Origin of the sequence: Azoarcus sp. L1K30, assembly GCF_018122735.1 — a bacterium.
Lineage (GTDB): Bacteria > Pseudomonadota > Gammaproteobacteria > Burkholderiales > Rhodocyclaceae > Parazoarcus.
The window spans coordinates 2,479,551-2,505,917 of record NZ_JAGRRD010000001.1; the positions used below are offsets into that span (position 1 = coordinate 2,479,551).

Sequence of the window (26,367 nt, forward strand, 5' to 3'; positions counted from 1 at the left end):
CCCCCCCAGTCGTCAGTACGCCCGCTCCCGAGCTCGTCTCCACACCGGTGCAGGCACCCGCGCCGATGTCTGCGCCCGCGCCGGTTGCAGCCCCGGAAAGCGCCCCGGCGCAGCCCAGCAAGGCGCCCGCCGTCGCGCCCGAACCCGCCACGATGGCGCGTTTCGACGCGGACTACCTGAACAACCCGCCCCCTGCCTACCCGCAGTTGTCGCGCCGAATGCGCGAAGAGGGCAAGGTGGTGCTGCGCGTGACCGTGTCTGCAGATGGGACACCGAAGCAGATCGAACTCGCGCAAAGCTCCGGGTCCGACCGTCTTGACAAAGCTGCACGCGGCGCCGTGCAACGCTGGCGCTTCGTCCCGGCACGCCAGGGCGACCGCGCCGTCGAAGCGGCAGTACTGGTGCCGATCATTTTCAAACTTGAAGGAAGTTGAGCATGGAAACCCAAGCCTTTGGCCTGGCCCACCTGTGGGGACAGTCTGATCTCGCCATTCGTGCCGTCGCAGCCATCCTGCTGCTGATGTCGATGACCAGTTGGTACCTGATTCTCGTGCGCAGCCTGCGCCAGCTTCGCGCACGGCACAGCGACGATGCGGTAGACGCGTTCTGGGCCGCTCCGAGTCTGAAATCGGGTCTGCAGCGCCTGAACGAACAGGCGCCCGACTCCCCGTTCGAGGCCCTCGCGCATCAGGGCGCCGCCGCAGCGGAGCATTTGCGCCAGCACAACCACCGCGAAACCCTCGGCGGCACATTGGACACAGACGAATTCGTCACCCGCGCCTTGCGCAAGTCGATCTCGATGTCGACCTCGCAACTTGAGTCAGGCCTCACCATGCTCGCGTCGATCGGCTCGACCGCACCGTTCATCGGCCTGTTCGGCACCGTCTGGGGGATCTATCATGCCTTGGTCAATATCTCGGTTTCCGGCGTGGCCACCCTCGACAAAGTCGCGGGCCCGGTCGGCGAGGCGCTGATCATGACCGCTTTCGGCCTTTTTGTCGCCATCCCGGCGGTGCTTGCCTACAACGCATTCACTCGCGCCAATCGGGTCGAGTTGTCCGAACTGGATGCCTTTGCGCACGACCTGCACGCATGGTTTTCCACCGGCGCACGCATCACCCCGCTCGATAGCCGCAGCCCAACCCGGCACAACAGCGCCGCGGCGCTGGCACCGGAGACTGCGTGATGGCCTTCGGAGGTTTCAATCAGGGTAGCGAGCGCATGCCGACCAGCGAGATCAACATGGTTCCGCTGATCGACGTGATGCTGGTGTTGCTGATCGTCTTCATGATCACTGCGCCGCTGCTGACGCATTCGGTCAAGATCGATCTCCCCCAGGCATCCAGCACCCCCAACCTCGAAAAGCCCGAGACCGTGACGCTCGCGCTCGACGCCAACGGTGGGCTATTCTGGAACGACCAGCCGCTGGCAGAAACCGATCTGTCCTCGCGCCTGCAGGCGGCAGCAGCGCTCAGTCCGCAGCCGGAACTGCATCTGCGAGCCGACCACGACACCCGTTATCAGAAACTGGCCGAAGTGATGTCTGCTGCGCGTGAGGCAGGCATCGAGAAAATGGGGTTCATTACCGTCCCGCCGAAGCAGCCCTGACCAGCAGGGCGCAGCCCGGCGCCATCTGGCATCCGAGCGCGGCATCCAGCCGCGCTCGCGCAGCGTGCAGCGAGACCCCGTTTTCCCGGATATCATCTCGACTGACCTGTGCGACGATCCTTTTGCGCACAGTACGGTCTGTACGATGCATAGACCGTTTCCGGGAGCTCCATGTCCGTCACATCCGCATTGCGCCATTCCTCCGGATGGCGCCGAATCCTGATCCTTGTCGGCGTTCTTGCACTCGCCACCATCACCTGGCTGAGCTGGACGCGCCTGTCGGGTCATGACGACCCAGCGACCGAGCGCCAGTTCGCTACCGTGCAACGGGGCGACATCGAAGACGTAGTCACCGCGACCGGCACCTTGCAGCCTCGCCAATACGTCGATGTCGGCGCCCAAGTCTCGGGACAGCTGAAGAAGATCCATGTCGTCGTCGGCTCGCAGGTCAAGGCCGGCGATTTGCTGGCCGAGATCGACCCCACGGTTTATCTGTCGCGTGTCGACGCGGCCCGCGCCCAGTTGCGCAGCCTGCGCGCCCAGCTCAAGGACCGCGAAGCGCAGCTGACCCTGGCACAGATGCAGTTCCGACGCCAGACGGCATTGATGGAGGAAGACGCCACGACCACCGAGAACCTGCAGATCGCGCAGGCGTCATTGGCATCGAGCGCGGCCCAGCTCGACGCCCTGCGTGCCCAGATCGAACAGAACGAATCGACGCTGCGTGGCGACGAGGCGAACCTGCGGTATGCCCGTATCCTGTCGCCGATGACAGGTACCGTGGTATCGATCACGGCCCGTCAGGGACAGACCCTCAATACCAACCAGTCAGCCCCGGTCATCCTGCGCGTGGCCGATCTGTCGACGATGACGGTGCAGACCCAGGTCTCCGAGGCCGACATCGGCCGCCTGAGAATTGGCATGGAGGCCTATTTCACCACCCTCGGCAGCCAGGGAAAGCGCTGGTATGGCACCCTGGCCGGCATCGAGCCCACACCGACCGTCACCAATAACGTTGTCCTCTACAACGCACTGTTCGACGTACCCAATGCCGACGGTGTATTGATGACACAGATGACGGCGCAGGTCTTCTTCGTTGTGGCGAAGGCCGCGGACGTCCTGCAGTTGCCCATGGGGGCACTGACGATGCAGCCGCCTGCGCGCCGCCAGCGTCGCCTGGATGCGTCCAACGGCACGCCGTCACGCGCGGAGGACACGCGCCAGGCGATCGTGCAGGTCCTGCGGCCCGACAACACCATAGAAGCGCGCACGATCGAAATCGGCCTCAGCAGCCGTGTCCAGGCCCAGGTGCTGTCCGGACTGGCGGAAGGCGACAAGGTGGTATCCGGCGCCGGAATATCACCCGACGCACCACGCCGTCCCGCCCGCACGCCGCGCTTATGAAGCGCGACAGCCCAATCGGCATCGATGCCAGCATGCGCGGGGCGCAGCCCCTGATCGAACTGAGCGGCATCACCCGCAGTTTCATCAATGGCGAGGTCGAGACCCGGGTGTTGCACGGCATCGACCTGCAGATCCATGCCGGGGAGTTCGTCGCCATCATGGGCGCATCGGGCTCAGGAAAGTCGACGCTGATGAACCTGCTCGGCTGCCTCGACCGCCCCTCCAGTGGCCGTTATCGATTCATGGGCAAGGACGTCGCCGGACTCGACCGCGATGAACTCGCGCGATTGCGACGCGAAGCCTTCGGCTTCGTGTTCCAGAGCTACAACCTGATCGGCAGTGCCACTGCGCGCGAGAACATCGAAGTCCCGGCGGTCTATTCGGGCATGCCGCCGCACGAGCGCCACGCACGTGCTGATGCCCTGCTCGCGACGCTTGGCCTGGAAGGCCGCGGCCACCATCGGCCGAACCAGCTCTCGGGCGGTCAGCAACAACGCGTTTCGATCGCCCGTGCGCTGATGAACGGCGGCCGCATCATTCTGGCCGATGAACCCACGGGCGCGCTCGACAGCAAGAGCGGCGAAGATGTCATGAAACTCCTGCGCTCGCTTTCAGCTCAGGGCCACACCATCATCCTGATCACCCATGCGCCCGAGGTCGCGGCGCTGGCGCATCGCGTGATCGAAGTCCGCGACGGACGCATCGTCTCCGATCCCGGCCCCGTCCTGCCATCCGGGCCCGAGCCCGATTTCGCCCCGCATGTCGATCGCACTTCGTCGATGACCGACGTGCTCGAGGCAACCCGCACCGCGGTGCGCGCACTGCGCAGTAATCTCTTCCGCTCGGTGCTGACCTTGCTGGGCATTGTCATCGGCGTGGCGTCGGTAATCGCCATGCTGGCCATCGGCGACGGGGCCAAGGCGAGGGTCATCAACCAGATCAGCGCGATGGGCACCAACCTGCTCAACGTCCGCCCCGGTGCGCCCAACCAGCGCGGTCGCGACACCACGGCGACCTTGGTGATAGAAGACGTCAGGGCGATTGCCGAACTGCCCAACGTGCTTGCCTCGGTCCCCGAGCAAAGCGCCAGCATCACGCTGCGCACCGGCAACCTGGACCATCGCACCAGCGCCAATGCCACATCCTCCGATTACAGTCTGGCGCGCAACTGGGGCGTGGCCCGGGGCACCTTCTTCAGCGCCGACGACGAAGCCCGCTACGCTACCGTGGCAGTCATTGGCCAGACCGTGGCCAATGCGCTTTTCCCGCGCACCGACCCGGTCGGCGAATACCTGCTGGTGAACAACATCCCGTTTCAGGTCGTCGGGGTCATGACGCCCAAGGGCGCAACCCCGTGGGGGCAGGATCAGGACGACATCGTGTTCGTCCCCTTCACCACCGGCAGCCTGCGCCTCACCGGCCAGCGCTACCTGCGCAACATCACCGTAGCTGTCGACGAGGTGGGCGCGATCGACCAGACCCAGGCCGCAGTGCGGAATCTCCTCCTCGCCCGTCATGGTGCCGAGGACTTCCAGATCCGCAACATGGCCTCGATCATCGACACCGTCTCCGCCACCCAGAACACGCTCACCATCCTGCTCGGCACGGTCGCGGCCATTTCCCTGCTGGTCGGCGGCATCGGGGTGATGAACATCATGCTGGTATCGGTCACCGAACGGACCCGAGAGATCGGCATCCGCATGGCCACAGGCGCGCGCATGAAGAATATCCTGCAGCAGTTCCTGATCGAAGCGCTGGTGGTTTCGGCGATCGGCGGCGCCGTCGGCGTCGCGGTTGGGCTCGGATCCGCGGCCGTCATTGCACTCTTCGACACCCCGATCGAGTATTCGCTGCCGCCGGTGCTGCTTGCGTTTGGCTGCGCGTTTGCCACCGGGCTGATCTTCGGCTACCTGCCTGCGCGCAAGGCTGCATGCCTCGACCCCGTGGTCGCGCTGGCGTCGGAATGAAGTCATGACACATTGCGTCCAGATCAATGCCATCGTCCTCGCGCTGGCGCTCGGAATGGGCGGATGCGCTTTCGTCGAGCCGGTTCCGCATCCCGACATCCCGCTGCCGGCAAACTGGACCGAGCCCGCACTCCCCGCCGACACTGCACACGTCATCATGGCCGACTGGTGGCGTGGGTTCGGCTCGGCTCCGCTTGATGCACTCGTGCGCGAAGCGCTGAAAGCGAACCCGGACTTGAAGATCCAGGGCGAAAGGGTCGTCCAGGCCGAACTGACATTGAGCGGCACGGCCGCCTCACGCTTGCCCAATCTCGGCGCAAGCGGCGGAACGGACTGGAACCGGAGCGACAATGGTGACGGCGGCAGCAACGCGGTGAGTGAATCCAGGTCTTCCTCCCTCAGGCTGTCGGCAAGCTATGAGCTCGATCTGTGGGGTCGGGTCGCTGCCACCGTCGCCGGTGCGCAAGCCAGTCTGGCCACAAGCCGCTTCGACCTTGATGCCCTGCGCCTGAGCATGACGGCCAGCGTTGCCACCGTCTATTTTCAGCGACTGGCGAGCCAGGAGCGGCTCGAGATCGCGCACGCCAACCTTGCAACGGCGGAGCGCGTGCTCAAGGTGGTCGAGGCGCGCTATCGCAACGGCGCGGCCTCGGCGCTCGACCTCAGCCGCCAGCGCACCACGGTACTCGCGCAGCGTGCCGCGATTGGCCCACTCGAGTATCAGTTGCGTCAGACCGACACGGCGCTCGCAGTGCTGCTCGGGCGTACCCCTCAAGAAACGGGATTTGCGCACGACGCGCTCAATGCGCTGGAGATTCCGGAGGTTGCCGCCGTGCTGCCTGCAGACTTGTTGTTGCGACGCCCCGATCTGGCGGCGGCCGAAGCGGCCCTGCATGGTGCATCCGCCGACATCGCCGCCGCCCGCGCCAGCCTGCTGCCCAGTTTCAGTCTCGCTGTCTCGGGCGGCGTGGCGAGCAATGCCCTGTTGTCGCTGGCGAACCCATCCTCCATGATCGGCGTGTCGGCCTCCCTCCTGCATACCATCTTCGACGGTGGCCGACTGCAGGCACAGCTCGACAGCACCCGCTCGCGCCAGCGCGAACTGGTCGAGCAATACCGCAAGGCCATCCTCACCGCACTCAAGGAAGTGGAGGATGCGCTCGGCAATACGATCCGCGACGCCCGGCAGGAGCGCATTCAAAGACAGGTTGCGACCGAGGCCGAACGTTCGCTGCGTCTGGCCGAATTGCGCTACCGCGAAGGCGCCGACGACGTCCTGAGTGTTCTGGATGCGCAACGCACCCTGTTCTCCGCGCAGGACAGCCTCGCCCTTATCCGTCAGGCCAGACTGACAGACGCTGTCGACCTGTACCGGGCGCTTGGCGGCGGCTGGCATGTCCCGGCGCAAGCGAACGCGCGCTGAGCGCAAAGGCATCGTCGGATGCATCCACTCGGCGACCGACGGGCGACACCACTCTCTGCAAATTAATGCGAATTACTCTCGTTAGCATTGACTCCTACGCACAATAAGATGAGAATTGTTTCCATCTGCAAGACGCAGACGAGGGAGCGAGCCTTGTATCGCGCGCTTCCTTGAAGGACGCCGGTCCAGCGCCGGCCCTCCTTCATCCGACTAGCCAGCCAGTCCTCGACCCGCGCGGATCAGCCAGCCAAGCAGCACAACACGTACCCGGACCGTCAGCCCGACGGCGCGGCAGGTGTTGGGCGAACGCCGGACTGGCACGGACGCAGCCTCACGCCTCCCGCGGGCGGCCCCCTGCCCGGCCATTCTCCGACGACTGCCCCTCGACCGACGCCACGCGCGAAGCCTGTGCGCGCCCGACCCGTCACCACGACCGGCCGGAAGCCAGAGCCTTTGCGCAACGGTTTCTGCACGTGCCGAAAGATCGCCAGCCGCAACGGAGCTGGCACCTGCGCAACGCTTAGTGATAACGAGGACAAGGTCAAAAAAATGAAGAATCAACGCATCATGCTACCCCGCAGCTTCCGTACAAGCACCGCCCCGACCGTGGGCATGACCTCCATCGCACTGGGCATTTCGACCGTCATGCTGATGCCGCTCGCCTCGGCGGCGGACGCCACCACCAAGCCGAAGGAAGCCGAAATGGAGGCGGTCCGCGTCGTCGATACCGTCATCGACCCCAACCCCAACGCCGAGCCGGATGTGCCCTACAAGGCGCGGACCTCGGGCGACAAGCGCCATGTCAAGCCGCTGGCGGAAACGCCGCAGACCATTACCGTGCTCACCGCGAAGCAGCTCGAAGACAGTGGCCGTACCGACCTGCGCGACATCCTGCAGGCTCAACCCGGTATCACCCTTGGCACTGGCGAAAACGGGAATGCCTTCGGCGACCGCTACATCATCCGCGGTCAGGAAGCACGCAGTGACGTCTTCGTCGACGGCCTGCGCGATCCGGGAATGACCGTGCGCGAGAGCTTCGCCACCGAGCAGGTCGAGATCACAAAGGGTCCGAGCTCGACTTTCGCCGGTCGTGGCGCCACCGGTGGCGCGGTCAACTCGGTCACCAAGCAGGCCACGACCGATCTCGACTTCGCCAGATTGTCGGGTGGTGTGGGCAGCGACGAATATTACCGTCTCACTTTTGACGGCAACCGCGTGCTGAGCGACACCATGGCGATCCGGGTCAATGTGCTCGACGCCTACCAGAAAGTGCCCGAGCGTTCCCCTGCGGATCGTGACCGTTCCGGCGCCGCACTCTCCTTCGTATGGCACCCGACTGACGAGCTCGACCTGACCGCCGACTACTATCACGCCGAGGCAAACGACGCACCCGACCTAGGTGCATACATCAACCGCGGCACCGGCAAGGTCGTCAGCAAGGTGCCGGTCTATCTGCAGGACGAAGACTTCCTCAGGTCACAAATCGACACCTACACGCTGCGCGCGGTCTACTACGCCAGCAACGATGTCCGCATCGAGAACCTGACCCGTTACGGCACCACCGAGAATGGCTATCTCGCCACCGGTTTCAACGGCACCCGCTTGAGCACCCACCAGGGCTGGCAGGACGTCGAGTACTTTGCGAACAGCCTCAACCTCTTCCTCAATCAGCAGATTGCCGGCATGAAGCATCAGTTCGTGTTCGGCCTGGAGTATTCCGATCACAGCGTCACCAACGGCGTCTACTCCGTCACGCCAACCTCCTACACCGTCACCGGAAACGAGACCAACTGGCAGCATCTGCTCAACCGCAGTGTCGTCAAGGGCGCGCAGGATTCGGACTGGAACGTGAAAACGGTGTCGCTGTCGGCGATGGACACCGTCGACCTCAATGACAAGTGGACGGTATTCGGTGGCCTGCGTCATGACCGCTTCGACTACAGCAACACTGTGCTTGACCGCACGGCGGGTCCGATCGCCTACGAACTCGAGGATGGCCTGTGGAACGGCCACATGGGCGTGAGCTATAAATTCCTGCCCCACGCCAACGTGTACTTCAATTACAGCACGGCCAGCGATTTCAACGGCGGCGAGTCCGACGTGGGCGCGAGTTGCGGCTACGGCGGCATCTGCGTACCGACCGGCACCACCGTCGAGGAGCGTCGTCGCATGTTTGCCAACAGCGAGCCAGAGCGCTCGCAGAACTTCGAACTCGGGACCAAGTGGGACCTGATGAACAGCAAGCTACTTGCGACCGCGGCGCTGTTCCGCACGGTAAAGAGCGACGTCATGGAGAACACGACCGGGGATGCGTACTCGTCCACCGGCAGCATCAATACCGGCAAGTATCGCATCCAGGGGATCGAGCTCGGGCTCACCGGAAAGCTCACCGACAAGCTCACCACCCAGTTCGGGGTGGCGGTCATGAAGTCAAAGGTTCTCGAGTCCGCAATTGCCGACGACGAGGGCAAGGGCCTGAGCAACTTCCCCGAGAAGACCGCGTCGCTGTTGCTGAGCTACGAAGCGACACCAAAGCTCACGCTCGGCGGCGGCGTGACCTACTCGAGTGAGAAATACTCGGGGCAACCCGAATCCGCTGCGGCAACCGCACTGGAAGTGCCGGAGTACACCGTGCTCGACCTCTTTGCCAACTATCGGGTGTCCAAGCAACTCAACGCCCGTCTCAATGTGGGCAACGTCACCGACGAGAAGTACTACACCGCGGTGTATCGCTCGGGCTCGTTTGCCTACATGGGCGACCGCCGCAACATCCGTCTAGCCCTCGACTACAGCTTCTGAGCGCGGGTGAAACCCAGGAAGATCGGGCGTCGAGCCCGGTCTTCCGCACCGGCACACAGCCATGAACGGACAATCGCCCTCCCCCCGAACGCCCGACCGCATCCCGGCCGAAATTCTCTGCGCGCAAGACTATGAACGCCTCGCACATCGCTTCATCGATGCCCCCGCGCATGCCTACATAGAAGGCGGCAGTGGCACGGAAGCCACGCTGCGAGCCAATCTCGCCGCGTTTACGCGGCACTGCATCCGTCCGCGCCTGCTCCGCGATCTGAGCAGCGGGCACACGCGGCTGACCATGCTTGGCCGCGAGCATCCGCACCCGATCATGCTGGCCCCGGTAGCATTCCAGACGCTCGTCCATCCTCAAGGCGAACTTGCCAGCGCAAGCGCTGCGGCGGCCATGGACGCCTGCATGGTCTGCAGCACCTTGTCGGCCTATTCCCTGGAAGAGGTCGCAGAGCAGGCCGGCAGCGAAAAATGGTTTCAGCTCTATTTCCAGCCCTTCAGAAGCAGCACGCTGGATCTCGTTCGACGCGCCGAAGCGACGGGCTACACCGCGCTCGTGGTGACACTGGACACCTCGATCCAGAGTCCGAGCCTGCGCGCCCGCCGCGCCGGCTTCGCCATGCCGCCCGACATCGTCCCGGTCAACCTGAACGCCTACCCCAAACCCGGCCAGGTGCGCCTGGCGCGCGGACACAGCGTGATCTTCCAGGGCATGATGAGCGAAGCCCCGACCTGGGACGACCTTGCCTGGCTGATGGCTCACACGACGCTGCCAGTCGTCATCAAAGGTGTGCTTCGCACTGACGACGCGCTCGAACTCCGCCGCGCCGGCGCAGCCGCGATCATCGTCTCCAATCATGGCGGACGCAGTCTGGACGGCGCCCCCGCCAGCCTCGCGGCACTGCCCTCGATTCGCGACGCCGTCGGCGACAGCTATCCGCTGCTGCTCGACGGCGGCATTCGCAGCGGTACCGACATCTTCAAGGCCCTCGCGCTTGGCGCCGATGCGGTCCTCGTCGGCCGCCTGCAGATGCACGCCCTGGCCGTCGCCGGCGCACTCGGCGTGGCACATCTGATCCGGACGCTGCGTGAGGAGCTCGAGATCTGCATGGCCCTGTCCGGCTGTGCCACCCTCGCCGCTATCGGCCCGGACATGCTTCAACCCGCGTAAAGGACATTCCGCCCATGCTGATACCCATCGAAAACGTCCTCGGCAAGGACGAAGTCGCGCACTTCAGGCAACGGCTCGACGGCGCCGACTGGCAAGACGGCCTCAACACGGCCGGCACGCTCGCACGGGCGGCCAAACGCAATCTCCAGCTGGAAGACGGCTCGCCGCTCGCAGTCGCCCTGGGCAATCACATCCTGCGCCGCCTGGGCAGCCACCCGGCATTCATCTCCGCAGCATTGCCGCATCGAATCTATCCGCCGAAATTCAACTGCTACCGCAACGGCGGCACGTATGGACTACATGTGGATAGCGCGCTGATGGCCGTTGGCGGCACCGACATCACCATCCGCTCCGACCTGTCGGCCACGCTGTTTCTGTCCGAGCCCGACGAATACGAGGGTGGCGAGTTGCAGATAGAGGGACCGTTCGGCATCCAGTCCGTCAAGCTCGCCGCGGGCGACATGGTGCTATACCCGTCGAGCAGCCTGCATCAGGTCACCCCGGTGACCCGCGGCGAACGGCTCGCCTCCTTCTTCTGGATACAGAGCATGGTCCAGGGCGAGGAGGACCGCACGCTACTGTATGACCTCGACCAGGCTATTCAGGCACTCACACGATCATGCGCAGACGACCCTGAACTCGTCAGGCTGACGCGGGTCTATCACAACCTGCTTCGACGTTGGGCAGTGACTTGAGCCACCCGGGTGCGGTACCTGCCCCGCACCCTCATGCGGTCGGGACCGAATCCCGGCGCAGCGGACGAACGCAAATAAAGAACGCGTTGAGCCAGATCAAACGCCCATTAATGCGATGCATTATCATTCCGGCAAAGAACCATCGCAGGGCGACTCATGAACCAGGCCACGCTGACAGAACATACGACACTTGCCGCCGAAGGGCAGACCACCACGCTGGCACTCGTCGGTCACCCGAACGTCGGCAAATCGGTGCTGTTTCATCGCCTCACGGGCACCTATGTGAACGTGTCCAACTACCCGGGGACCACCGTCGAAGTCGCTCGCGCCGCAGCCCGCTTCAATCGCGGCCAGTCTCTGCTCGACACACCCGGCGTACTCGCACTGCCCTCGCGCAGTGATGATGAACGCGCAACCGTGCGTGCCCTGCTGCATGAAGACCTGCGCCTGATCATCCAGGTTGGCGATGCCAAGAACCTGCGCCGCACGCTGAACCTGACCGCCCTGCTCGCCGAACTCGGCGTGCCAATGGCCATGGCGCTGAACATGACCGACGAGGCCAGCGCACGCGGGGTCAGCGTGGATGCCCCCGCCCTGGCCGAGGCGCTGGGCGTGCCGGTGATTGCCACCGTGGCCACGGGCGGTGAAGGCATCGCGCCGCTCACGGATGCCCTGGCGCATGCCCGCCTGCCCGCGCCACTGCTGCGCTACGACCCGGAGATCGAATCCGTCATCGGGCGGGTGAGCGACATCATCTCGACACGTGCGCCTCACCCCCGACTGGCTGCCCGCGGTCTGGCCATCCTGCTGCTGGGACGCGATGCCGAAGTCGAGGCCTGGCTGGCCGGCCATCCCGAAGGCAGCGCCCTGCTGGCCGAGATCGCCTCACTCGCACCCGCCGTCGGCCGCGATTCGCTGCCCGCCCGGCTGGCACGCGAGCGCGGGCGCGCGGCCGAGGCGCTGGCCAGAACCGTATCGCAACAGGCCGCCGGCAAGGATCGCACCCTGTCCCTGCTGGTCGGACAACTCGCGGTGCATCGCCTGTGGGGCTGGCCGATGCTGCTGAGCGTGCTTTACGCGGTCTATCTGTTTGTCGGTGTCTTTGGCGCCAGCACCCTGGTTGGCCTGCTTGAAGAGGACTTCTTCGGCGGCATCCTGAACCCGGCCGTCAGCGCGCTGGTGCGGTCCCATGTCGGCATTGGGTGGCTCGCCGACCTGCTGGTGGGCGAGTATGGCTTGTGGACGATGGGCATGACCTATGCCCTGGCGCTGATCCTTCCCATCGTCACGACCTTCTTCATCGCCTTCGGCCTGCTCGAGGACTCCGGCTATTTCACCCGTCTGTCGGTGATCGCCAACCGCATGTTTGCGGCCATCGGCCTCAATGGACGGGCCGTGCTGCCGATGGTGCTGGGCCTGGGCTGCGTCACCATGGCGACGCTGACCACGCGCATTCTGCACACCCCGCGCGAACGCCTGATCACCATCTTCCTGATGGCCCTGGCGATTCCGTGCTCGGCCCAGCTCGGCGTGGTCCTCGGTCTGCTGAGCGGGATCTCCTTCGGCGCCACCCTGATCTGGGCCGGCGCCATGGTGCTGGTGCTGCTCGCTGCCGGCTGGCTGGCTGGCAGACTGGTCAAGGGCCGGCGCGTGCCGCTCGTCACCGAGCTGCCCCCGATGCGCATGCCGGTGCTGGGCAATGTGTTGAAGAAGACCGGCGGACGACTCAAGTGGTACCTGATCGAAGTCATCCCGCTTTTTCTGCTCGGCACCCTGATCATGTTCGTGCTCGATCGCACCGGCGCCCTGCCGTGGATCATCGAGGCCGGCAAACCCTTGGTCACCGGCTGGCTGGGTCTGCCGCCGGAAGCCAGCGCGGCGTTCGTCATGGGCTTCCTGCGCCGCGACTTCGGCGCCACCGGGCTTTTCGCGCTCAGTCATCAGTTGAGCATGGTGCAGGCGGTGGTCGGCATGGTGACCATCACGCTGTTCGTGCCCTGCATCGCCAGCGTGATGATGATCGTCAAGGAGCAAGGCGTGCGTACCACCGCCCTGATGCTGGCGCTGATCATGCCCACCGCCTTTTTCGTCGGCGGCGTACTCAACCATGCCCTGCGCCTGTTCTTCTGAGTGAGACCGTCATGAGCCCCACGCCATCCGAACGCATCCGCCTCACCGGTACGCCGATTGGCCGCAAGGTCCGCGTCGCCGACTTCGGCAGCGAGATCGACCCCCTTCAGGTCGAACAACTGCACGCCTATGGCATGTCGCCACCACACCTCATCCGGGTCACACAGCAACAGCCGATGACCGTCGTATTGTGCGACCACATGGAACTGGCGCTCGAACACGAAGTCGCACGCCACGTCTGGGTCGAGGAAGCCTGAACCTCCCGGCCTCCGCTACCAGCCCAGGCCCTTGCGCAGCAGGATCAGCACGCCCATGCCGAAAATGAAGGGAAACCATGGTTGGCGCGAGCGCAGGGCAAAGAACAGGACCACCAACGCAGCGGCAAACTTCGGGTTGAAGGGCTGCAGTGCGCCTTCGTCGAGAAGAATGTCGGGCGCCACCAGCGCCGCCAGAGCTGCCGCCGGCGCGTAGCGCAGCGCGCGGTGCAGTGCCCTGGGCAGGCGGGCCTTCTCCCCGAGCATGATGAAGCTGCCGCGGGTCAGCACGGTGGTGCTGCCGATGGCGACGAAGGTCAGCCACAACCAGAGGCCTTCGCTCATGTGCCCGCCCTCCGCTGCTGCACGTGTTCGGCGACAAAGCCCGACGCAATACCGATGGCAATGCCGGCAAACAGGCCAAGGCGCAGCGGAAGCCCGCGCAGCAGCACTGCACCGAGCCCACCTGCGAGCGCCGCCACCAGCATCGGCCGCGAACGGGCCATCGGAATCATCATCAGCATCAGGGCAATGGTGACCATGAACTCGAGCGACCAGTCGCGCGGAATGATGTCGGCGCCCAGTGCACCCATCAGCACAAAGGTCTGCCACAGGCACCAGGCCCAGGCCGAAGGCGCGATGAAATACCCCCAGCGCCACTCCGGATCGTCACTGGCAAGCATTTTTTCCGAACCTACGGCAAACACGCCATCGACCAGCAGGTAACTGGCCCGCGCCCGCCGCGACCAGACGTGACCGTGAAACGCCGGCGCCAGCGCAGCGCTGAAGATCACGAAGCGCAGATTGAGTACCATCGCCGTCAGGAAGATCAGCCACAGTGGCGCACCGGTTGCGATCAGGGGCAAAGTGCCCAGCTGTGCGGTACCGGCATAAACCAGCAGATTCATGCCCATGGCCTCGACCGGCGACATGCCGATCGAACGCATTGCGATTCCGGTGACGACGGCCCACGGCACGAGGCCGAGCGACATCGGCAGGAAATCGCGCCACCCCTCACGGGCGCCGCGGCGAAAAGCGGTGTCCATATCGATACCCGGAAAAAACGGCCCAGCATATCAGCAGCACACCGCGCCACCATAGACGCTTGCATGCAATTCGACCGTCACACCTTGGCGCGGTGGCGGCGTCCCATCGCCACCATGACGCGCACATGGGTCACACCCGGCTTTATCGCGCTGCACTTTGCTGGCATCATCAATTCCATCCTACCCGATGCGTGCCCCATGCCTGGTCCCAGCCTGCCGCCGTCCGAATCCACCCGCGTCGACAAGTGGCTGTGGGCGGCCCGCTTCTTCAAGCACCGAAGCGCAGCCACCGACGCGGTCGACGGCGGCAGGGTGAAACTGAACGGCGCATCGGTGAAACCGGCGCGCGCAGTCAAGGTCGGCGACCGGATCGACATTACCCTGGCGGACTCGACCATCACGGTCGTGGTCACCGCCATTGCCGAAAGGCGCGGCTCGGCCGAGATTGCCCGCCAGCTCTATACTGAGACCGACGAGAGCATCGAACGCCGGGCCTCGGCGCGCGCGACGCGCGCCCTCTCGGCTACCCCGGGCACGGGCCTGCATGGGCGTCCGACCAAGCGTGATCGCCGCCAGATCGAGCGCCTGCAACGCGGTTAGGGATCGCGCCGCATACCGTTCGCGAGGAGAATACCTGCATGAGAACGCGTCCGCATGCGACCACCTTGCACCCAACTGGCCCGTTCGGTCTGGCACGCCTGCGCTCGCATCTGGTCACGCTCTGCGTCATCGTGCTAGTCGCCTATGCACAATGGCTGGCGCTCGATCAATATCGGGCCACCGAACGCGAGCGGGCCGCGCTCGCGTTCGCCCGGATCGTCGATCAGGCCACCGTGTCGCTGACGCAGCAGACATCGCTCTACCAGAACGCCCTGATCGGGCTGCGCGCCCACTACCTGGGCAGCGACACGGTCAGCACAGCCGAGTTCGCGCGCTATGCGCGGGCGCTCGATATCGAGCAGACGGTACCGGGGCTGCGCGCGTTCGCCTTCAACCGCGAGATTCGGGATGGCGAGCGCGAGGCCTACACCAGATGGATACGCAGGAACCTCGCCGACTACGATCCGGCCTACGCGGGATTCGAGATCTACCCCGACGAATCCGGCCACGACCACCATGTGGTGGAGGCGATCTTTCCTCCGCTCGGCAATCAGCGTTCGCTGGGCTTCGACCTGATGAGCAGCGCCGTACGCCGCCAGGCAATCGAGCGTGCGCGCAGCCACGGCTTCGCCGCCACCCAACCGATCCGCTTGCAGCAGGCGCCCAACACCCTCGCCGTTCTCATCCTAGCGCCGGTGACGACACCGGGCTGGAACGCGACCCTTTCGGCCGACAATACCGTCGCCGCGTCATTCCTGGTGCAGGACTTCGTGTCGACCGCCATCGCACCGACGCTGCGCAAGCGCTTTTTCCTCAAGATCGTCGATCTCGGGCCGGATGACGCGCACGAAGGAGACCCGGTCGTACTGTTCGAGGATGAGGGCTCGAATGCCATCGAGCTGGAGCAGTTGCGCCAAGATACCCTGCACCGTGTTCACCTCTTCGGCGGTCGGCGCTGGGACATACGTTTTACCGCGCGCGAAGCGGATCGCGAACTGGTGCCCTTGCCCGCAATCCTTACCCTCATGGCCGCCATTACGCTAATCGCCGCCACCGCCACCCACCTTGCCCAACAACGCATGCGTCGCAACGCACGCAATCAGGCACTGGTTTCGCAGACCTCCGATTGCGTGCTCGAAATCGACTCTACCGGGATCGTGACCCGTGCGGACGCCTCTGCATTGCGCATCACCGGCCTTTCGCCGGCACGGTGGGCCGGTCAGCCGCTGTGGCAGCCGATGTGGGAAACCGACGCAGGCATGGTTGAAGGCGAATTTCGCGCGCTGATTGCGGAAGGTCTGCCACGCGTGCTGACCTGCCAGGTCGTCAGTGAAGACTCGACACCGCGCTGGATCGAGATTCGCCTCGGAAACCACCTGAAAAGACGCGCCATTCGCGCAGTCCTGGCACAGATCTCGGACATTGGGCAGCGCAAGGAGGCGGAGGCCGAGATTGCCCGCCTGGCGTTCTTCGACCCCCTCACCGAATTGCCCAACCGGCGCCTGCTGGAGCAAAGAGCCGAGCTCACCTTCAGCAACGCAAAGCGCCAGCGCGGGCGTGCCGCCGTGCTCGTCATCGACCTGGACGGATTCAAGCAGATCAACGACAACGCCGGGCATGCCACCGGTGACGCCGTGCTGGCCAAAGTGGCTTCAAGGCTGCAGTTTGCGCTGCGCGACAGTGACACGGTTGCCCGCCTGGGCGGTGACGAATTCGTCATCCTGCTCGGCCAACCGGCCAACGAAGTCGACGTCCGCGCTGCAGCAAGCCGTTTGAGTCGCGACCTCGCCCTGCCACTCAACGTAGAGGGACGCAACTGGTTCGTGACCGCCAGCATCGGCATGGCGATGTACCCGGACCATGGCACGAACTTCGCCGAATTGCTCAGCAAGGCCGACGCGGCGATGTACCGCGCCAAGCGCAGCGGCAGCGGCCTGAGTTCGATGGCCTGACACTGCCCCCGGGCATGTTCAGCCGAGTGCGATCACGAGCGCCAAAGGCAGGAAGAAGACCGCGAAGAGATTGCCGAGCAGGACGATTGACGCCACCTTTTCCGGCTCCTGGTGATAACGCTCGGCAAAGATGTAGTTGAGCACGGCCGGCGGCAGTGCGCCAAACACGAGCAGCAATGCCTGCTCGCGCGGCGGCAGATCCACCAGCAGCATCACACCCCATGCCAATGCCATACCAATGAGCGGGCGCGTGACCGCGCCGAAGACCCCGAGGCCGATCGAGGTGATCCTGGAGTCGGTGAGCCGCACGCCAAGCGCAAACAGCATCAACGGAATCGAGATATCGCCGAGCATCTTGATCGCCACCATCAGCGGCGGCCACACGCTCAATCCAGTGATCGCCACCAGCAGTCCGGCCATGGTCGCAAGGACGGACGGAACCCGCCAGACCGTCGCCACCCGGATGTGGTGATCGAGCAGCCAGGCACCGAAAGAGAAGTGTAGAAGGTTCGACACCATGAACATCACCACGGCCGGCGCCAGCGCCTCGTCGCCAAAAGCAAGCACGGCCAGCGGAAGCCCGAGGTTGCCGCAGTTGTTGAACATCTGCGGTGGCACGAAGGTCTTGGGGTCGATCCCTGCTGCCCGCGCGATCATCCACCCCAGCGCACCCGAGCCGAGCACGATCACCAGCGTCGCGCCCAGTAGCGGCAGATACTCGGTGAGATGAAACTCCTTGTTGGCCAGCGCGCCGAAAACCAGCGCCGGCACGAACACGTCCATGTTGAGCTTGTTGGCGTGCGACAGGTCGGGTTTCACCTTGCGCCCGACGAAATAGCCCAGCGCCGTGATCGCGAACAGGGGAAACAGGATGGAGACGATCCGTATCAACACGCGACGCACCCTTCTGGGGAGTGCACGGGCACCGCCGGGTGCCAACCGCTAAGCAGGGCCGTCACAGGACGTATCGCGCCAGGTCCTCGCGCTCCGCGAGTACTTCGAGACGGCTGTCCACATAGGCGGCATCGATCTTGAGCGCCGCCAGGCCAATCTTGCCTGCATCGAACGAAACCTCTTCGAGGAGTTTCTCCATCACCGTGTAAAGCCGCCGGGCGCCGATATTCTCGGTTTTCTCATTGACCTGAAAAGCGATCTCGGCCAGACGGCGGATACCCTCGGGCGTAAACACGAGTTCGACGCCGTCGGTCGAGAGCAAGGCCTCGTATTGCCGTGTAAGACACGCATCGGTGGACGTCAGGATGCACTCGAAGTCCTCCACCGACAGTGCATCGAGCTCGACCCGGATCGGAAAGCGCCCCTGCAGCTCCGGGATCAGATCGCTCGGTCGCGACAGGTGGAAGGCACCGCTGGCGATAAACAACACATGATCGGTCTTGATCATGCCGTACTTGGTAGAAATCGTCGTGCCTTCGACCAGCGGCAGCAGATCGCGCTGCACCCCCTGGCGCGACACATCCGCCCCCTGGGAGTCGGAGCGTGCGGCGATCTTGTCGACCTCGTCGAGAAACACAATGCCGTTCTGCTCGACCGCCCGCACCGCCTCGGCCTTGAGCTCCTCGTCATTGATCAGGCGTGCGGCCTCTTCGTCGACCAGCAGTTTCAGGGCCTCGGAGATCTTCAGCTTGCGCTGCTTCTTGCGGCCGTTACCCATGTTCTGGAACATGCCCTGGAGCTGCTGCGTCAGCTCTTCCATGCCCGGTGGTGCGAAGATCTCTGCCTGCATCGGCGACGCCGCCAGTTCGATCTCGATCTCCTTGTCGTCGAGTTCGCCCTCGCGCAGCTTCTTGCGGAATTTCTGCCGGGTGGTCGAATCCTGGGTATCGGTCTCCGCATGGAGGCCCGAGCTGCGTGCAGGGGGCAGCAGCGCATCGAGCACCCTGTCCTCGGCGGCATCGAGCGCGCGGTCGCGCACCAGGCGCATCGCGCGTTCGCGGCCATCCTTGATCGCGATTTCCACCAGATCGCGAATGATGGTATCGACGTCCCGCCCCACATAGCCCACCTCGGTAAACTTGGTGGCTTCGATCTTGATGAAAGGCGCATTGGCCAGGCGCGCAAGACGGCGGGCGATTTCGGTCTTGCCGACACCGGTGGGGCCGATCATCAGAATGTTCTTCGGCGTGATCTCGCTGCGCAGCGGCTCGCTCACCTGCGCGCGCCGCCAGCGATTGCGCAGCGCAATGGCCACGGCCTTCTTGGCCCGGCTTTGGCCGACGATGTGCTTGTCGAGTTCGGATACGATCTCGGGGGGAGTCATCTGGGTCATGGGGGGCTCGAATGAAGGTTCAGTCCAGCACTTCGATGGTGTGGCACTGATTGGTGTAGATACAGAGGTCACCGGCAATCGCGAGCGATTTGGCCACCACCTCCTGCGGCGACAGTTCGGTATTTTCGATCAGGCCCCTCGCCGCAGCCTGGGCGTAGGCGCCGCCACTACCGATGGCGACAATGCCCTGTTCTGGCTCGAGCACGTCTCCATTGCCGGTGATCACCAGCGAATGATCGCGGTCGGCCACCGCAAGCATTGCCTCCAGCCGGCGCAGCATGCGATCGGTGCGCCAGTCCTTGGCCAGTTCGACCGCACTGCGCAGCAGATTGCCCTGATGCTTGTCGAGCTTGGCCTCGAATCGCTCGAACAGCGTAAACGCATCCGCCGTGCCACCGGCAAAACCAGCCAGAATCCGCCCCTGGTACAGGGTACGCACCTTGCGTGCCGAAGCCTTGATGACGATATTGCCAAGCGTGACCTGGCCATCGCCCCCCAGTGCCACGCGGTTGCCCCGACGCACCGAGAGTATGGTCGTGCCGTGATATTGTTCCATCATGATTCCTTGCCGTATGGGGAGAACGCCGGATCGCCGCCGGTCGATGCGCCCGCGGTCCGCATCAGGGACGCAATGTCACCTGAGCAACCTGATCGACGCTCATGACCCTGAGCAGCGCCCCTACCATGGCGTTCACGTTCTGCATGACGACCAGTTTACCCTGAGACTGCAAGGTAGCGAGCACGTTGAACAGGGTCCCGGCGCCGACGAAATCGATGCGCTTGAGACGACTGCAATCCACCTTTACCACCTGCTGCCCCGACGCACGGGCCGCCAGCTTGCGGATCGCATCGTTGGACGCACCGGTCAATTCGCCCTCGAAGCGGAAAGCATCGTCGTCAGTGACCGCAGCGTCGAGCGCGGTCGCGGCCACAGCCGCCTGTTGCTGGGCCTTGTACTCCCACGACGGTGGCGACTCTTCGAAGGTTACCGCGTAATCGACCGCCAGATCCTCGAAGCGTTCATGCTCGCCGGTGTATTGCAGCAACTCCAGCATCAGCAGCCAGGTGTCGCGATTGTCGTTGCGTCCGGCCACCACCTGCCCCGACAGCATGTTGACCAGCTGCGCCGCGTTGAGCAAGGACACCCGGACATGATCCGACGCCAACTGGGCCAGCGCCTTGCTCAGCAAACTGCTGCCGGTCTCATCGACTGCACGCAGTCGGCCAAGATCAATCCGGATCGCACCGCTCTTGCGCCCGATCACGCAAATCTGCTGGAACTGCGTCGCAGCCTGTCCCGACAGGTTTCCCGCCAGGTTGACCAGGGGCGCCACCTCGCTGCGTCGTTTCTCGGGCTGACAGGACAGATCCTCCCAGGGTGGGGGAGAGCGCTCGAAGCGGGTCGCATAATCGAGCACCCTGGACTCGAAGCGCTCGCGTTGTCCGGTCAGGCGATAAAGGTCCAGCAGCATCATCCACAAACCCTCGCCCGCCGTATTGGCGGAATCGTCGAGCACGGAGTTGAGCACACGCTCGGCCTCGGCCACATTGCCATTGGCGTAGAGCACCGCTGCTTCTTCGTAGATGGCACCAATGCCGGCACCGACCTCCTGCACCTCGACCATGCCGGCGCACTGCGCCAGCGCGCGATTCACGTCGCCACCGGAAAAATCGAGGGTCGACAATTCGGTCCGGGGCCCCTGCGATCGCCGCACGTCCGGCGCCGCCGGCGCGTGTTCGTCGCCGGGCGCGGAATTGGGTTTCTTGCCGAAAAAGGAGAGCGCCACGCCAGAATCAACCAGAACGATGATGGAAATACCGGTTTCGACCGGCTTGAAAGGATATCACTTCAGCACCACGGCTTGCGCAATACAATGTCACGCCCGTGCGCATCCTCCATGCGCACGGGCGGATACGAATGCTTACCTTTTGCGGACACCTTCCCACCAATGAACGACAATGCAAGGTTACGCCTCGGCTAGAATGCTGCAATGCAATCGACTCATGCGTCTGACGATCCGGTGAACGCGCCCCGATTCGTCCTGCCCGTTCGTGTGTATTATGAAGACACCGACGCGGCAGGGGTGGTCTATTACGCCAATTACCTGCGTTTCTGCGAGCGCGCGCGTACTGAATGGCTTCGCGAAATCGGTTTCGAGCAACAGCGGATGCTCGAGCAGGACGGCATGGCTTTCGTCGTACGCTCGGTGAAAGCCGACTACCTGGCCCCCGCGCGTCTCGACGATGCCTTGTCGGTCGTTACCACGATCGACGCGCTGCGCCGCGCAAGCATCACCTTCGGGCAGAAGATCGTCCGCGCTGAAACGGTGCTGTTCTCGGCGGACATCCAGGTCGCCTGTGTCGATTGGCAACGCAAGAAGCCCGCTCCCCTTCCGGACACCGTCCGCACCCAACTCGAAAAAATCAAAACAGCATGACTGTCTCCCACGACCTTTCGATTCTCAGCCTGATCACCCAGGCAAGCGTGCTCGTTCAACTTGTGATGGCGCTGCTCGCAAGCATCTCGCTGACCTCCTGGTACTGGATCTTCCGCAAATCCTTCCAGATCCGCGCTGCAAAGAGCAAGACCGTCGACTTCGAACGCGAGTTCTGGAGCGGCGGCGACCTGAACGGCCTGTTTCAATCGGCATCGGCCAGCCGTCATCACAGCGGCGGCATGGAGCGCATCTTCGAGTCCGGCTACCGCGAGTTCACCAAGCTGCGGGCCAAGAGCCACGATCAGACAGCGACCATCGACGGCGCACGGCGTGCAATGCGTGCAACCTACCAGCGCGAAGTCGATGATCTCGAGGCGCATCTTGCATTTCTTGCATCGGTCGGCTCGGTATCTCCCTACATTGGCCTCCTTGGCACGGTCTGGGGCATCATGAACGCTTTTCGGGGCCTGTCGAACGTGGGTGCTGCGACGCTGACCCAGGTCGCACCCGGCATCGCCGAAGCGCTGGTCGCCACGGCAATCGGCCTGTTCGCGGCAATCCCGGCCGTGGTGGCCTATAACCGGTTTGCGCACGATATCGACCGCATCAGCATCCGCTTCGAGAGTTTCATGGAAGAGTTCTCGAACATCCTGCAGCGGCATCTGCGCTGAACGCCCGGGAGGCCATAGATGCGTCAACGCCGCCTGATGAACCAGATCAACGTCGTGCCCTACATCGACGTCATGCTGGTGCTGCTGGTGATTTTCATGGTCACCGCGCCGATGGTGCAGCCGGGCAACATCGACGTCCCCTCTTCCGGTCCGCTGGCGGCTCCGCCAGCGGAGGCGATGGTCATCGAGGTGGCCAGGGACGGATCCCTGGCATTGCGCCAGAGCAGCAGCGCCAGCTCGAGGAAGCTGTCGAACCTCGAGCTCCACCGCGAACTCGAGCGCGCCGTCGCCAAGAATCCTGACCAACCCTTCCTGGTGGCGGCGAGCAGCGAACTGCAGTACCAGAAGGTCATCGACATCCTCGAAACCGCGCGAAAACTCGGCGTGAAGAAGATCAGCCTGCAAACGAAGTCGGGCTCACAGGGCCAATGAACGAGCGCCACAGCCCCCAGCAGCAACCCGGAAAAGTCGCCTCACTCGCCCTGACCATTGCGGTTCACGTGGGTTTGGCGCTGTTCCTCTTTTTCGGCATCAGCTGGCAAAGCAAGCCGCCGGCATCGCTCGAAGTGGAGTTGGTCGCACCGCCGCCCGGCCGTGCGCCGCAGGTCGAGCCTGAGCCGAAACCTGAGCCGAAACCTGAGCCAAAGCCGGAACCAAAACCCGAGCCGAAGCCGGAACCCAAGCCCCTGCCCCCGCCCGAACCGCCAAAGCCGGTGGCGAAGCCCGAGATCGCAACCAAGGCGCCGGAAAAGAAACCCGAGCCCCCTAAACCTGAGCCCAAAAAACCCGAACCGAAAAAGCCCGAGCCCAAGAAGCCGGAGCCGCCAAAGCCCGACCCGGTCAAGCCCGAACCGCCGAAGCCGGAACCGAAAAAACCGGAGCCGCCCAAGCCCGAGCCCAAACCCGTGCCCAAGCCACCCGAGCCCGTCAAGGACGACTACATGACCAAGCTGCTGCAGCAGGAAAGCGAACGCGCCAAGGTCGAGGGCATGATGCGCGAGGATGCGGCGCGTGCGGCATCGGCGAGAACCAAGGGGGCGATCGACGCTTACCAGAATGCGATCCGAACCAAGGTTCGTGGCAACCTGCTCAGCCCGCCGGGGCTGACCGGCAATCCGGAGGCGGTCTTCGAAGTTGATCAATTGCCCAGCGGAGAGGTTTTGGTCATCCGGCTCAAGCGTTCGTCGGGCATTCCTGCGCTGGATGACGCGATCGAGCGCGCAATCAGGCGTTCGAGTCCGCTGCCACTGCCACAACAAAGGGAACTTTTTCAGCGTACGCTGGAACTGAAATTCCGTCCGCTGGATGAATAAGGGCACCCTATGGCTATAATCGTCAAAACTCTTGTGCACCACACCATGAACAGAATGCTCGCCATCTTTCGCCTGCTGCTTGCGGGTGTGATTGCCTGCGCCGCCTTTGGCGCGCACGCGCAGCTTTCCATCGAGATTACCGGCTCGGGTGCTTCGCGCTTCCCGGTCGTGATCCCGGTCTTCGAGAACGAGGGCAGTCTGCCGCGGGGCGTTTCGGACGTGGTCCGCGCCGACCTCGAGCGCAGCGGACTGTTCAGTCTCGTGGATATCGGCCCGCTGCCGCTGCCCGAATCGCGTGTCCCCGACCTTGCCGACATGCGCGCCCGTGGCGCCGACGCCGTACTCAGCGCGTCGCTGCTGCCGCAATCGGATGGGCGTTACGAAGTGCGCTTCCGCCTGTTCGACACCCAGAAGCAGGTCGAACTCGGCGCGATGTCGATGCGCATGGCCCCGGCCCAGAATCGCCTGACCGGTCACCGCATTGCCGATTTCGTGTACGAGAAACTGACCGGACTGCCGGGCTACTTTTCCACCCGGATTGCCTACGTCGTCAAGAGCGGTGCGCGCTACGAACTCCAGATCGCCGACGCAGATGGCATGAATGCGCAGGCTGCACTGGTCTCCCGCGAGCCCATCATTTCGCCGTCGTGGTCGCCCGACGGCCAGCGCCTGGCCTACGTGTCGTTCGAGGCCAAGAAGCCGATCGTATACATCCATACGCTGGCGACCGGCCAGCGTCAGGTGGTCGCGAACTTCAAGGGTTCGAACTCGGCGCCGACATGGTCACCGGACGGCACCCAGCTCGCCGTTGTCCTGACCAAGGATGGCCAGTCGCAGCTGTATGCGCTGAACGCGGACGGCTCCGGCGTACGCCGCCTCGCAAGTTCGGCCGGCATCGACACCGAACCAGCCTGGTCACCGGACGGACAGTGGATCTACTTCACCTCCGACCGCGGCGGCAGCCCGCAGATCTACCGCATTCCCGCCACGGGCGGCAGCGCCCAACGCGTGACGTTCGACGGCAATTACAACGTGACCCCGCGGCCATCGCCTGACGGCAAGCTGCTGGCTTTCATCACCCGCAACAACGGCAAATTTCAGGTGGCTGTGAATGATCTCAACAGCCGCCAGACCACGATCCTCACCGATTCGGCGCGTGACGAATCCCCAAGCTTCGCGCCAAATGGCCGCATGATCCTCTATGCCACCGAGACCGGTGGCCGTGGCGTCCTTGCAGCCGTATCGTCCGATGGCCGGGTGAAGCAACGCCTTTCGGTGCAGGCCGCTGACGTAAGGGAGCCCGCCTGGGGTCCCTTGCAGAAGTAAAACCGCTGCTGTCCCTTGCTAATACAAATTGGAGATACATCCATGAAGAAACTGCTGTTGCCCGCCCTGTTATCCGCGCTGCTCGCCGCCTGCTCGAGCACCGCTACCGACACCACCGGTGCCAAGGTTGAAGACCGTGCCGGCTCGGGTGCCGGTGTTGCCACCGTTACTGCGCCGGGCATGTCCGGCAGCGGAATTGCCGCACTGACCGACCCGAACAACATCCTGTCCAAGCGCAGCGTGTATTTCGACTACGACAGCTTCGTGATCAAGAGCGAAGCCAAGCCGCTGATCGAAGCCCACGCCCGCTTCCTGGTGCAGAACCCGCAGATGAAGATCCTCATCCAAGGCAATACCGACGAGCGCGGCAGCCGTGAATACAACATCGCCCTCGGTCAGAAGCGTGCCGACGCCGTGCGTCAGGCGCTGAGCCTTCTCGGCGCCAAGGAAGGCCAGATCGAATCGGTCAGCCTGGGCGAAGAAAAGCCGCGTTGTACCGACGCCTCGGAAGCCTGCTACGCCCAGAATCGCCGCGGCGACATCCTGTATTCGGGTGAGTTCTGATGAATCGCCTCCTGCCACTGGCGGCGCTCGTCGCTCTGTCTCTGGCCGGGCCCGCGCAAGCGGGCTTGTTCGATGACACCGATGCTCGACGCCAGATCACCGAGATGCGGCAGGATCTGGAAAGCCGGCTCGAGACGTCCAACCGCGGACAGCTCGAGCTGGCCAACCAGAACGAGCAATTGCGTGCGGAGATCGCCAGATTGCGCGGTCAGCTCGAAGTCGTGCTCAACGAAGTCGAGTCGCTCAAGCAGCGCCAGCGTGACTTCTATGTCGACCTCGACACCCGCTTGCGTCAGCTCGAGACCCTGCCCCAGACAACCCCTGCGGCCACAGCCGATCCGGCCGAGGCAGCAGCGGAGTACGAAGCCGCGCTGAACCTGCTCAAGGACGGCAAGGCACGTGAATCCCTGACCGCCTTCGACGCCTACCTCTCGCGCTTTCCGGACAGCACGTCGGCGCCCGGCGCCCATTTCTGGGCGGGCAACGCCGCATTGCAAAGCAAGGAAGTCGCCGCCGCGGTCAATCATTTCAATGCCGTGCTCGGCAAATGGCCCAACGATATCGTTGCACCCGATGCCATGCTTGGTCTGGCCAACAGCCAGCAAGCCATGGGCGACGCCAAGACCTCGCAGCGCACGCTGCAGAGCCTGATCGAGCGTTACCCGACCTCCAATGCGGCACAAGCGGCAAAACAGCGACTGGCCAAGCGCTGA

Annotated in this window: 26 protein-coding genes; 20 read left to right on the forward strand and 6 right to left on the reverse strand. The window is 64.1% G+C overall.

The genetic code is table 11. From position 1 onward, the window contains the following. The 11 genes from J5J83_RS22965 to J5J83_RS11415 form a co-directional block, all read left to right on the forward strand. On the forward strand, positions 1–434 hold a 434-nt coding region (locus J5J83_RS22965; RefSeq protein WP_249115694.1), incomplete at its 5' end, for an energy transducer TonB. Positions 435–436: 2 nt separating this feature from the next. Further along, positions 437–1,186 carry a MotA/TolQ/ExbB proton channel family protein gene (locus J5J83_RS11370; protein WP_212349176.1) on the forward strand — a complete coding sequence of 250 codons (750 nt, stop codon included), beginning with the start codon at positions 437–439 and terminating at the stop codon, positions 1,184–1,186. Then, the gene (locus J5J83_RS11375; protein ID WP_212349178.1) at positions 1,186–1,608 is read left to right on the forward strand and encodes a biopolymer transporter ExbD; all 423 of its coding nucleotides are present in this window, start codon (positions 1,186–1,188) and stop codon (positions 1,606–1,608) included. The genes J5J83_RS11370 and J5J83_RS11375 overlap by 1 nt, the downstream gene beginning before the upstream one ends. Before the next feature lie 171 nt (positions 1,609–1,779). Then, positions 1,780–3,012 carry an efflux RND transporter periplasmic adaptor subunit gene (locus J5J83_RS11380; RefSeq protein WP_212349180.1) on the forward strand — a complete coding sequence of 411 codons (1,233 nt, stop codon included), beginning with the start codon at positions 1,780–1,782 and terminating at the stop codon, positions 3,010–3,012. Further along, on the forward strand, positions 3,009–4,979 hold the full coding sequence (locus J5J83_RS11385) for a MacB family efflux pump subunit (protein WP_212349182.1): 1,971 nt from the start codon (positions 3,009–3,011) through the stop codon (positions 4,977–4,979). The genes J5J83_RS11380 and J5J83_RS11385 overlap by 4 nt, the downstream gene beginning before the upstream one ends. Positions 4,980–4,983: 4 nt before the next feature. After that, positions 4,984–6,402 (forward strand): efflux transporter outer membrane subunit, encoded by a 1,419-nt coding sequence (locus J5J83_RS11390; RefSeq protein ID WP_212349184.1) that lies wholly within the window; start codon positions 4,984–4,986, stop codon positions 6,400–6,402. Positions 6,403–6,951: 549 nt separating this feature from the next. Continuing rightward, entirely contained in the window at positions 6,952–9,201 is a 2,250-nt protein-coding gene (locus J5J83_RS11395; RefSeq protein WP_249115695.1) for a TonB-dependent siderophore receptor, read from the forward strand. A gap of 61 nt (positions 9,202–9,262) precedes the next feature. Beyond that, positions 9,263–10,378, forward strand: coding sequence for an alpha-hydroxy acid oxidase (locus J5J83_RS11400; protein WP_212349186.1), 1,116 nt, complete (start codon positions 9,263–9,265; stop codon positions 10,376–10,378). 14 nt (positions 10,379–10,392) lie between these two features. Further along, the gene (locus J5J83_RS11405; RefSeq protein ID WP_212349188.1) at positions 10,393–11,073 is read left to right on the forward strand and encodes a Fe2+-dependent dioxygenase; all 681 of its coding nucleotides are present in this window, start codon (positions 10,393–10,395) and stop codon (positions 11,071–11,073) included. 156 nt (positions 11,074–11,229) lie between these two features. Further along, positions 11,230–13,203: a ferrous iron transport protein B gene (gene feoB, locus J5J83_RS11410; RefSeq protein WP_212349189.1), complete on the forward strand. Its 1,974-nt coding sequence runs from the start codon at positions 11,230–11,232 to the stop codon at positions 13,201–13,203. A gap of 11 nt (positions 13,204–13,214) precedes the next feature. Continuing rightward, positions 13,215–13,460 carry a ferrous iron transport protein A gene (locus J5J83_RS11415; protein ID WP_212349191.1) on the forward strand — a complete coding sequence of 82 codons (246 nt, stop codon included), beginning with the start codon at positions 13,215–13,217 and terminating at the stop codon, positions 13,458–13,460. A gap of 15 nt (positions 13,461–13,475) precedes the next feature. On the opposite strand, the gene J5J83_RS11420 is transcribed toward J5J83_RS11415, so the two are convergent. Both J5J83_RS11420 and J5J83_RS11425 read right to left on the reverse strand, forming a co-directional pair. Then, positions 13,476–13,802: an AzlD domain-containing protein gene (locus J5J83_RS11420; protein WP_212349192.1), complete on the reverse strand. Its 327-nt coding sequence runs from the start codon at positions 13,800–13,802 to the stop codon at positions 13,476–13,478. After that, a complete protein-coding gene (locus tag J5J83_RS11425; RefSeq protein WP_212349194.1) occupies positions 13,799–14,503 on the reverse strand; it encodes an AzlC family ABC transporter permease in 705 nt (234 codons plus the stop codon). The genes J5J83_RS11420 and J5J83_RS11425 overlap by 4 nt, the downstream gene beginning before the upstream one ends. A gap of 198 nt (positions 14,504–14,701) precedes the next feature. Between J5J83_RS11425 and J5J83_RS11430 the strand changes: the two genes are divergently transcribed. Both J5J83_RS11430 and J5J83_RS11435 read left to right on the forward strand, forming a co-directional pair. Continuing rightward, the gene (locus J5J83_RS11430; RefSeq protein WP_212349196.1) at positions 14,702–15,103 is read left to right on the forward strand and encodes an RNA-binding S4 domain-containing protein; all 402 of its coding nucleotides are present in this window, start codon (positions 14,702–14,704) and stop codon (positions 15,101–15,103) included. 38 nt (positions 15,104–15,141) lie between these two features. Next, positions 15,142–17,055 (forward strand): diguanylate cyclase, encoded by a 1,914-nt coding sequence (locus J5J83_RS11435; protein ID WP_212349198.1) that lies wholly within the window; start codon positions 15,142–15,144, stop codon positions 17,053–17,055. An 18-nt stretch (positions 17,056–17,073) separates the two neighbouring features. On the opposite strand, the gene J5J83_RS11440 is transcribed toward J5J83_RS11435, so the two are convergent. From J5J83_RS11440 to J5J83_RS11455, 4 genes are all read right to left on the reverse strand, one after another. Further along, entirely contained in the window at positions 17,074–17,949 is an 876-nt protein-coding gene (locus tag J5J83_RS11440; RefSeq protein ID WP_212349200.1) for an AEC family transporter, read from the reverse strand. Positions 17,950–18,010: 61 nt separating this feature from the next. Beyond that, positions 18,011–19,342, reverse strand: a complete 1,332-nt coding sequence (gene hslU / locus J5J83_RS11445) for an ATP-dependent protease ATPase subunit HslU (protein ID WP_212349202.1) — start codon at positions 19,340–19,342, stop codon at positions 18,011–18,013. A 19-nt stretch (positions 19,343–19,361) separates the two neighbouring features. Continuing rightward, positions 19,362–19,898: an ATP-dependent protease subunit HslV gene (gene hslV / locus J5J83_RS11450; RefSeq protein WP_212353036.1), complete on the reverse strand. Its 537-nt coding sequence runs from the start codon at positions 19,896–19,898 to the stop codon at positions 19,362–19,364. 64 nt (positions 19,899–19,962) lie between these two features. Continuing rightward, positions 19,963–21,129 (reverse strand): STAS domain-containing protein, encoded by a 1,167-nt coding sequence (locus tag J5J83_RS11455; RefSeq protein WP_212349204.1) that lies wholly within the window; start codon positions 21,127–21,129, stop codon positions 19,963–19,965. A 204-nt stretch (positions 21,130–21,333) separates the two neighbouring features. Here J5J83_RS11455 and ybgC point away from each other — a divergent pair, with 204 nt between their 5' ends. Genes ybgC through ybgF form a run of 7 tightly spaced genes read left to right on the forward strand, consistent with a single transcriptional unit; the run spans position 21,334 to position 26,367 of the window. Then, on the forward strand, positions 21,334–21,780 hold the full coding sequence (ybgC, locus tag J5J83_RS11460) for a tol-pal system-associated acyl-CoA thioesterase (protein WP_212349206.1): 447 nt from the start codon (positions 21,334–21,336) through the stop codon (positions 21,778–21,780). Then, positions 21,777–22,451, forward strand: a complete 675-nt coding sequence (gene tolQ / locus J5J83_RS11465) for a protein TolQ (RefSeq protein ID WP_212349208.1) — start codon at positions 21,777–21,779, stop codon at positions 22,449–22,451. The genes ybgC and tolQ overlap by 4 nt, the downstream gene beginning before the upstream one ends. A gap of 18 nt (positions 22,452–22,469) precedes the next feature. Next, on the forward strand, positions 22,470–22,883 hold the full coding sequence (locus J5J83_RS11470) for an ExbD/TolR family protein (RefSeq protein WP_212349210.1): 414 nt from the start codon (positions 22,470–22,472) through the stop codon (positions 22,881–22,883). Beyond that, positions 22,880–23,764, forward strand: coding sequence for an energy transducer TonB (locus J5J83_RS11475; protein WP_212349212.1), 885 nt, complete (start codon positions 22,880–22,882; stop codon positions 23,762–23,764). The genes J5J83_RS11470 and J5J83_RS11475 overlap by 4 nt, the downstream gene beginning before the upstream one ends. Positions 23,765–23,809: 45 nt before the next feature. After that, positions 23,810–25,090 (forward strand): Tol-Pal system beta propeller repeat protein TolB, encoded by a 1,281-nt coding sequence (gene tolB / locus J5J83_RS11480; protein ID WP_212349214.1) that lies wholly within the window; start codon positions 23,810–23,812, stop codon positions 25,088–25,090. Between the two features lie 42 nt (positions 25,091–25,132). Next, entirely contained in the window at positions 25,133–25,654 is a 522-nt protein-coding gene (gene pal, locus J5J83_RS11485; RefSeq protein ID WP_212349216.1) for a peptidoglycan-associated lipoprotein Pal, read from the forward strand. Next, positions 25,654–26,367: a tol-pal system protein YbgF gene (gene ybgF / locus J5J83_RS11490; protein ID WP_212349217.1), complete on the forward strand. Its 714-nt coding sequence runs from the start codon at positions 25,654–25,656 to the stop codon at positions 26,365–26,367. Before pal ends, ybgF begins: the two co-directional genes overlap by 1 nt.

What these genes read in the sequence shown, in the direction of transcription:
- tolQ (WP_212349208.1), top strand. Translation starts at nt 21,777, where the DNA reads ATGACTGTCTCCCACGACCTTTCGATTCTCAGCCTGATCACCCAGGCA.
- J5J83_RS11425 (WP_212349194.1), bottom strand. Translation starts at nt 14,503, where the DNA reads ATGGACACCGCTTTTCGCCGCGGCGCCCGTGAGGGGTGGCGCGATTTC.
- J5J83_RS11435 (WP_212349198.1), top strand. Translation starts at nt 15,142, where the DNA reads ATGAGAACGCGTCCGCATGCGACCACCTTGCACCCAACTGGCCCGTTC.
- J5J83_RS11380 (WP_212349180.1), top strand. Translation starts at nt 1,780, where the DNA reads ATGTCCGTCACATCCGCATTGCGCCATTCCTCCGGATGGCGCCGAATC.
- ybgC (WP_212349206.1), top strand. Translation starts at nt 21,334, where the DNA reads ATGCAATCGACTCATGCGTCTGACGATCCGGTGAACGCGCCCCGATTC.
- tolB (WP_212349214.1), top strand. Translation starts at nt 23,810, where the DNA reads ATGAACAGAATGCTCGCCATCTTTCGCCTGCTGCTTGCGGGTGTGATT.
- feoB (WP_212349189.1), top strand. Translation starts at nt 11,230, where the DNA reads ATGAACCAGGCCACGCTGACAGAACATACGACACTTGCCGCCGAAGGG.
- hslV (WP_212353036.1), bottom strand. Translation starts at nt 19,898, where the DNA reads ATGGAACAATATCACGGCACGACCATACTCTCGGTGCGTCGGGGCAAC.
- J5J83_RS11405 (WP_212349188.1), top strand. Translation starts at nt 10,393, where the DNA reads ATGCTGATACCCATCGAAAACGTCCTCGGCAAGGACGAAGTCGCGCAC.
- J5J83_RS11395 (WP_249115695.1), top strand. Translation starts at nt 6,952, where the DNA reads ATGAAGAATCAACGCATCATGCTACCCCGCAGCTTCCGTACAAGCACC.
- ybgF (WP_212349217.1), top strand. Translation starts at nt 25,654, where the DNA reads ATGAATCGCCTCCTGCCACTGGCGGCGCTCGTCGCTCTGTCTCTGGCC.
- J5J83_RS11385 (WP_212349182.1), top strand. Translation starts at nt 3,009, where the DNA reads ATGAAGCGCGACAGCCCAATCGGCATCGATGCCAGCATGCGCGGGGCG.
- J5J83_RS11400 (WP_212349186.1), top strand. Translation starts at nt 9,263, where the DNA reads ATGAACGGACAATCGCCCTCCCCCCGAACGCCCGACCGCATCCCGGCC.
- hslU (WP_212349202.1), bottom strand. Translation starts at nt 19,342, where the DNA reads ATGACCCAGATGACTCCCCCCGAGATCGTATCCGAACTCGACAAGCAC.
- J5J83_RS11430 (WP_212349196.1), top strand. Translation starts at nt 14,702, where the DNA reads ATGCCTGGTCCCAGCCTGCCGCCGTCCGAATCCACCCGCGTCGACAAG.
- J5J83_RS11375 (WP_212349178.1), top strand. Translation starts at nt 1,186, where the DNA reads ATGGCCTTCGGAGGTTTCAATCAGGGTAGCGAGCGCATGCCGACCAGC.
- J5J83_RS11415 (WP_212349191.1), top strand. Translation starts at nt 13,215, where the DNA reads ATGAGCCCCACGCCATCCGAACGCATCCGCCTCACCGGTACGCCGATT.
- J5J83_RS11370 (WP_212349176.1), top strand. Translation starts at nt 437, where the DNA reads ATGGAAACCCAAGCCTTTGGCCTGGCCCACCTGTGGGGACAGTCTGAT.
- pal (WP_212349216.1), top strand. Translation starts at nt 25,133, where the DNA reads ATGAAGAAACTGCTGTTGCCCGCCCTGTTATCCGCGCTGCTCGCCGCC.
- J5J83_RS11390 (WP_212349184.1), top strand. Translation starts at nt 4,984, where the DNA reads ATGACACATTGCGTCCAGATCAATGCCATCGTCCTCGCGCTGGCGCTC.
- J5J83_RS11475 (WP_212349212.1), top strand. Translation starts at nt 22,880, where the DNA reads ATGAACGAGCGCCACAGCCCCCAGCAGCAACCCGGAAAAGTCGCCTCA.
- J5J83_RS11420 (WP_212349192.1), bottom strand. Translation starts at nt 13,802, where the DNA reads ATGAGCGAAGGCCTCTGGTTGTGGCTGACCTTCGTCGCCATCGGCAGC.
- J5J83_RS11470 (WP_212349210.1), top strand. Translation starts at nt 22,470, where the DNA reads ATGCGTCAACGCCGCCTGATGAACCAGATCAACGTCGTGCCCTACATC.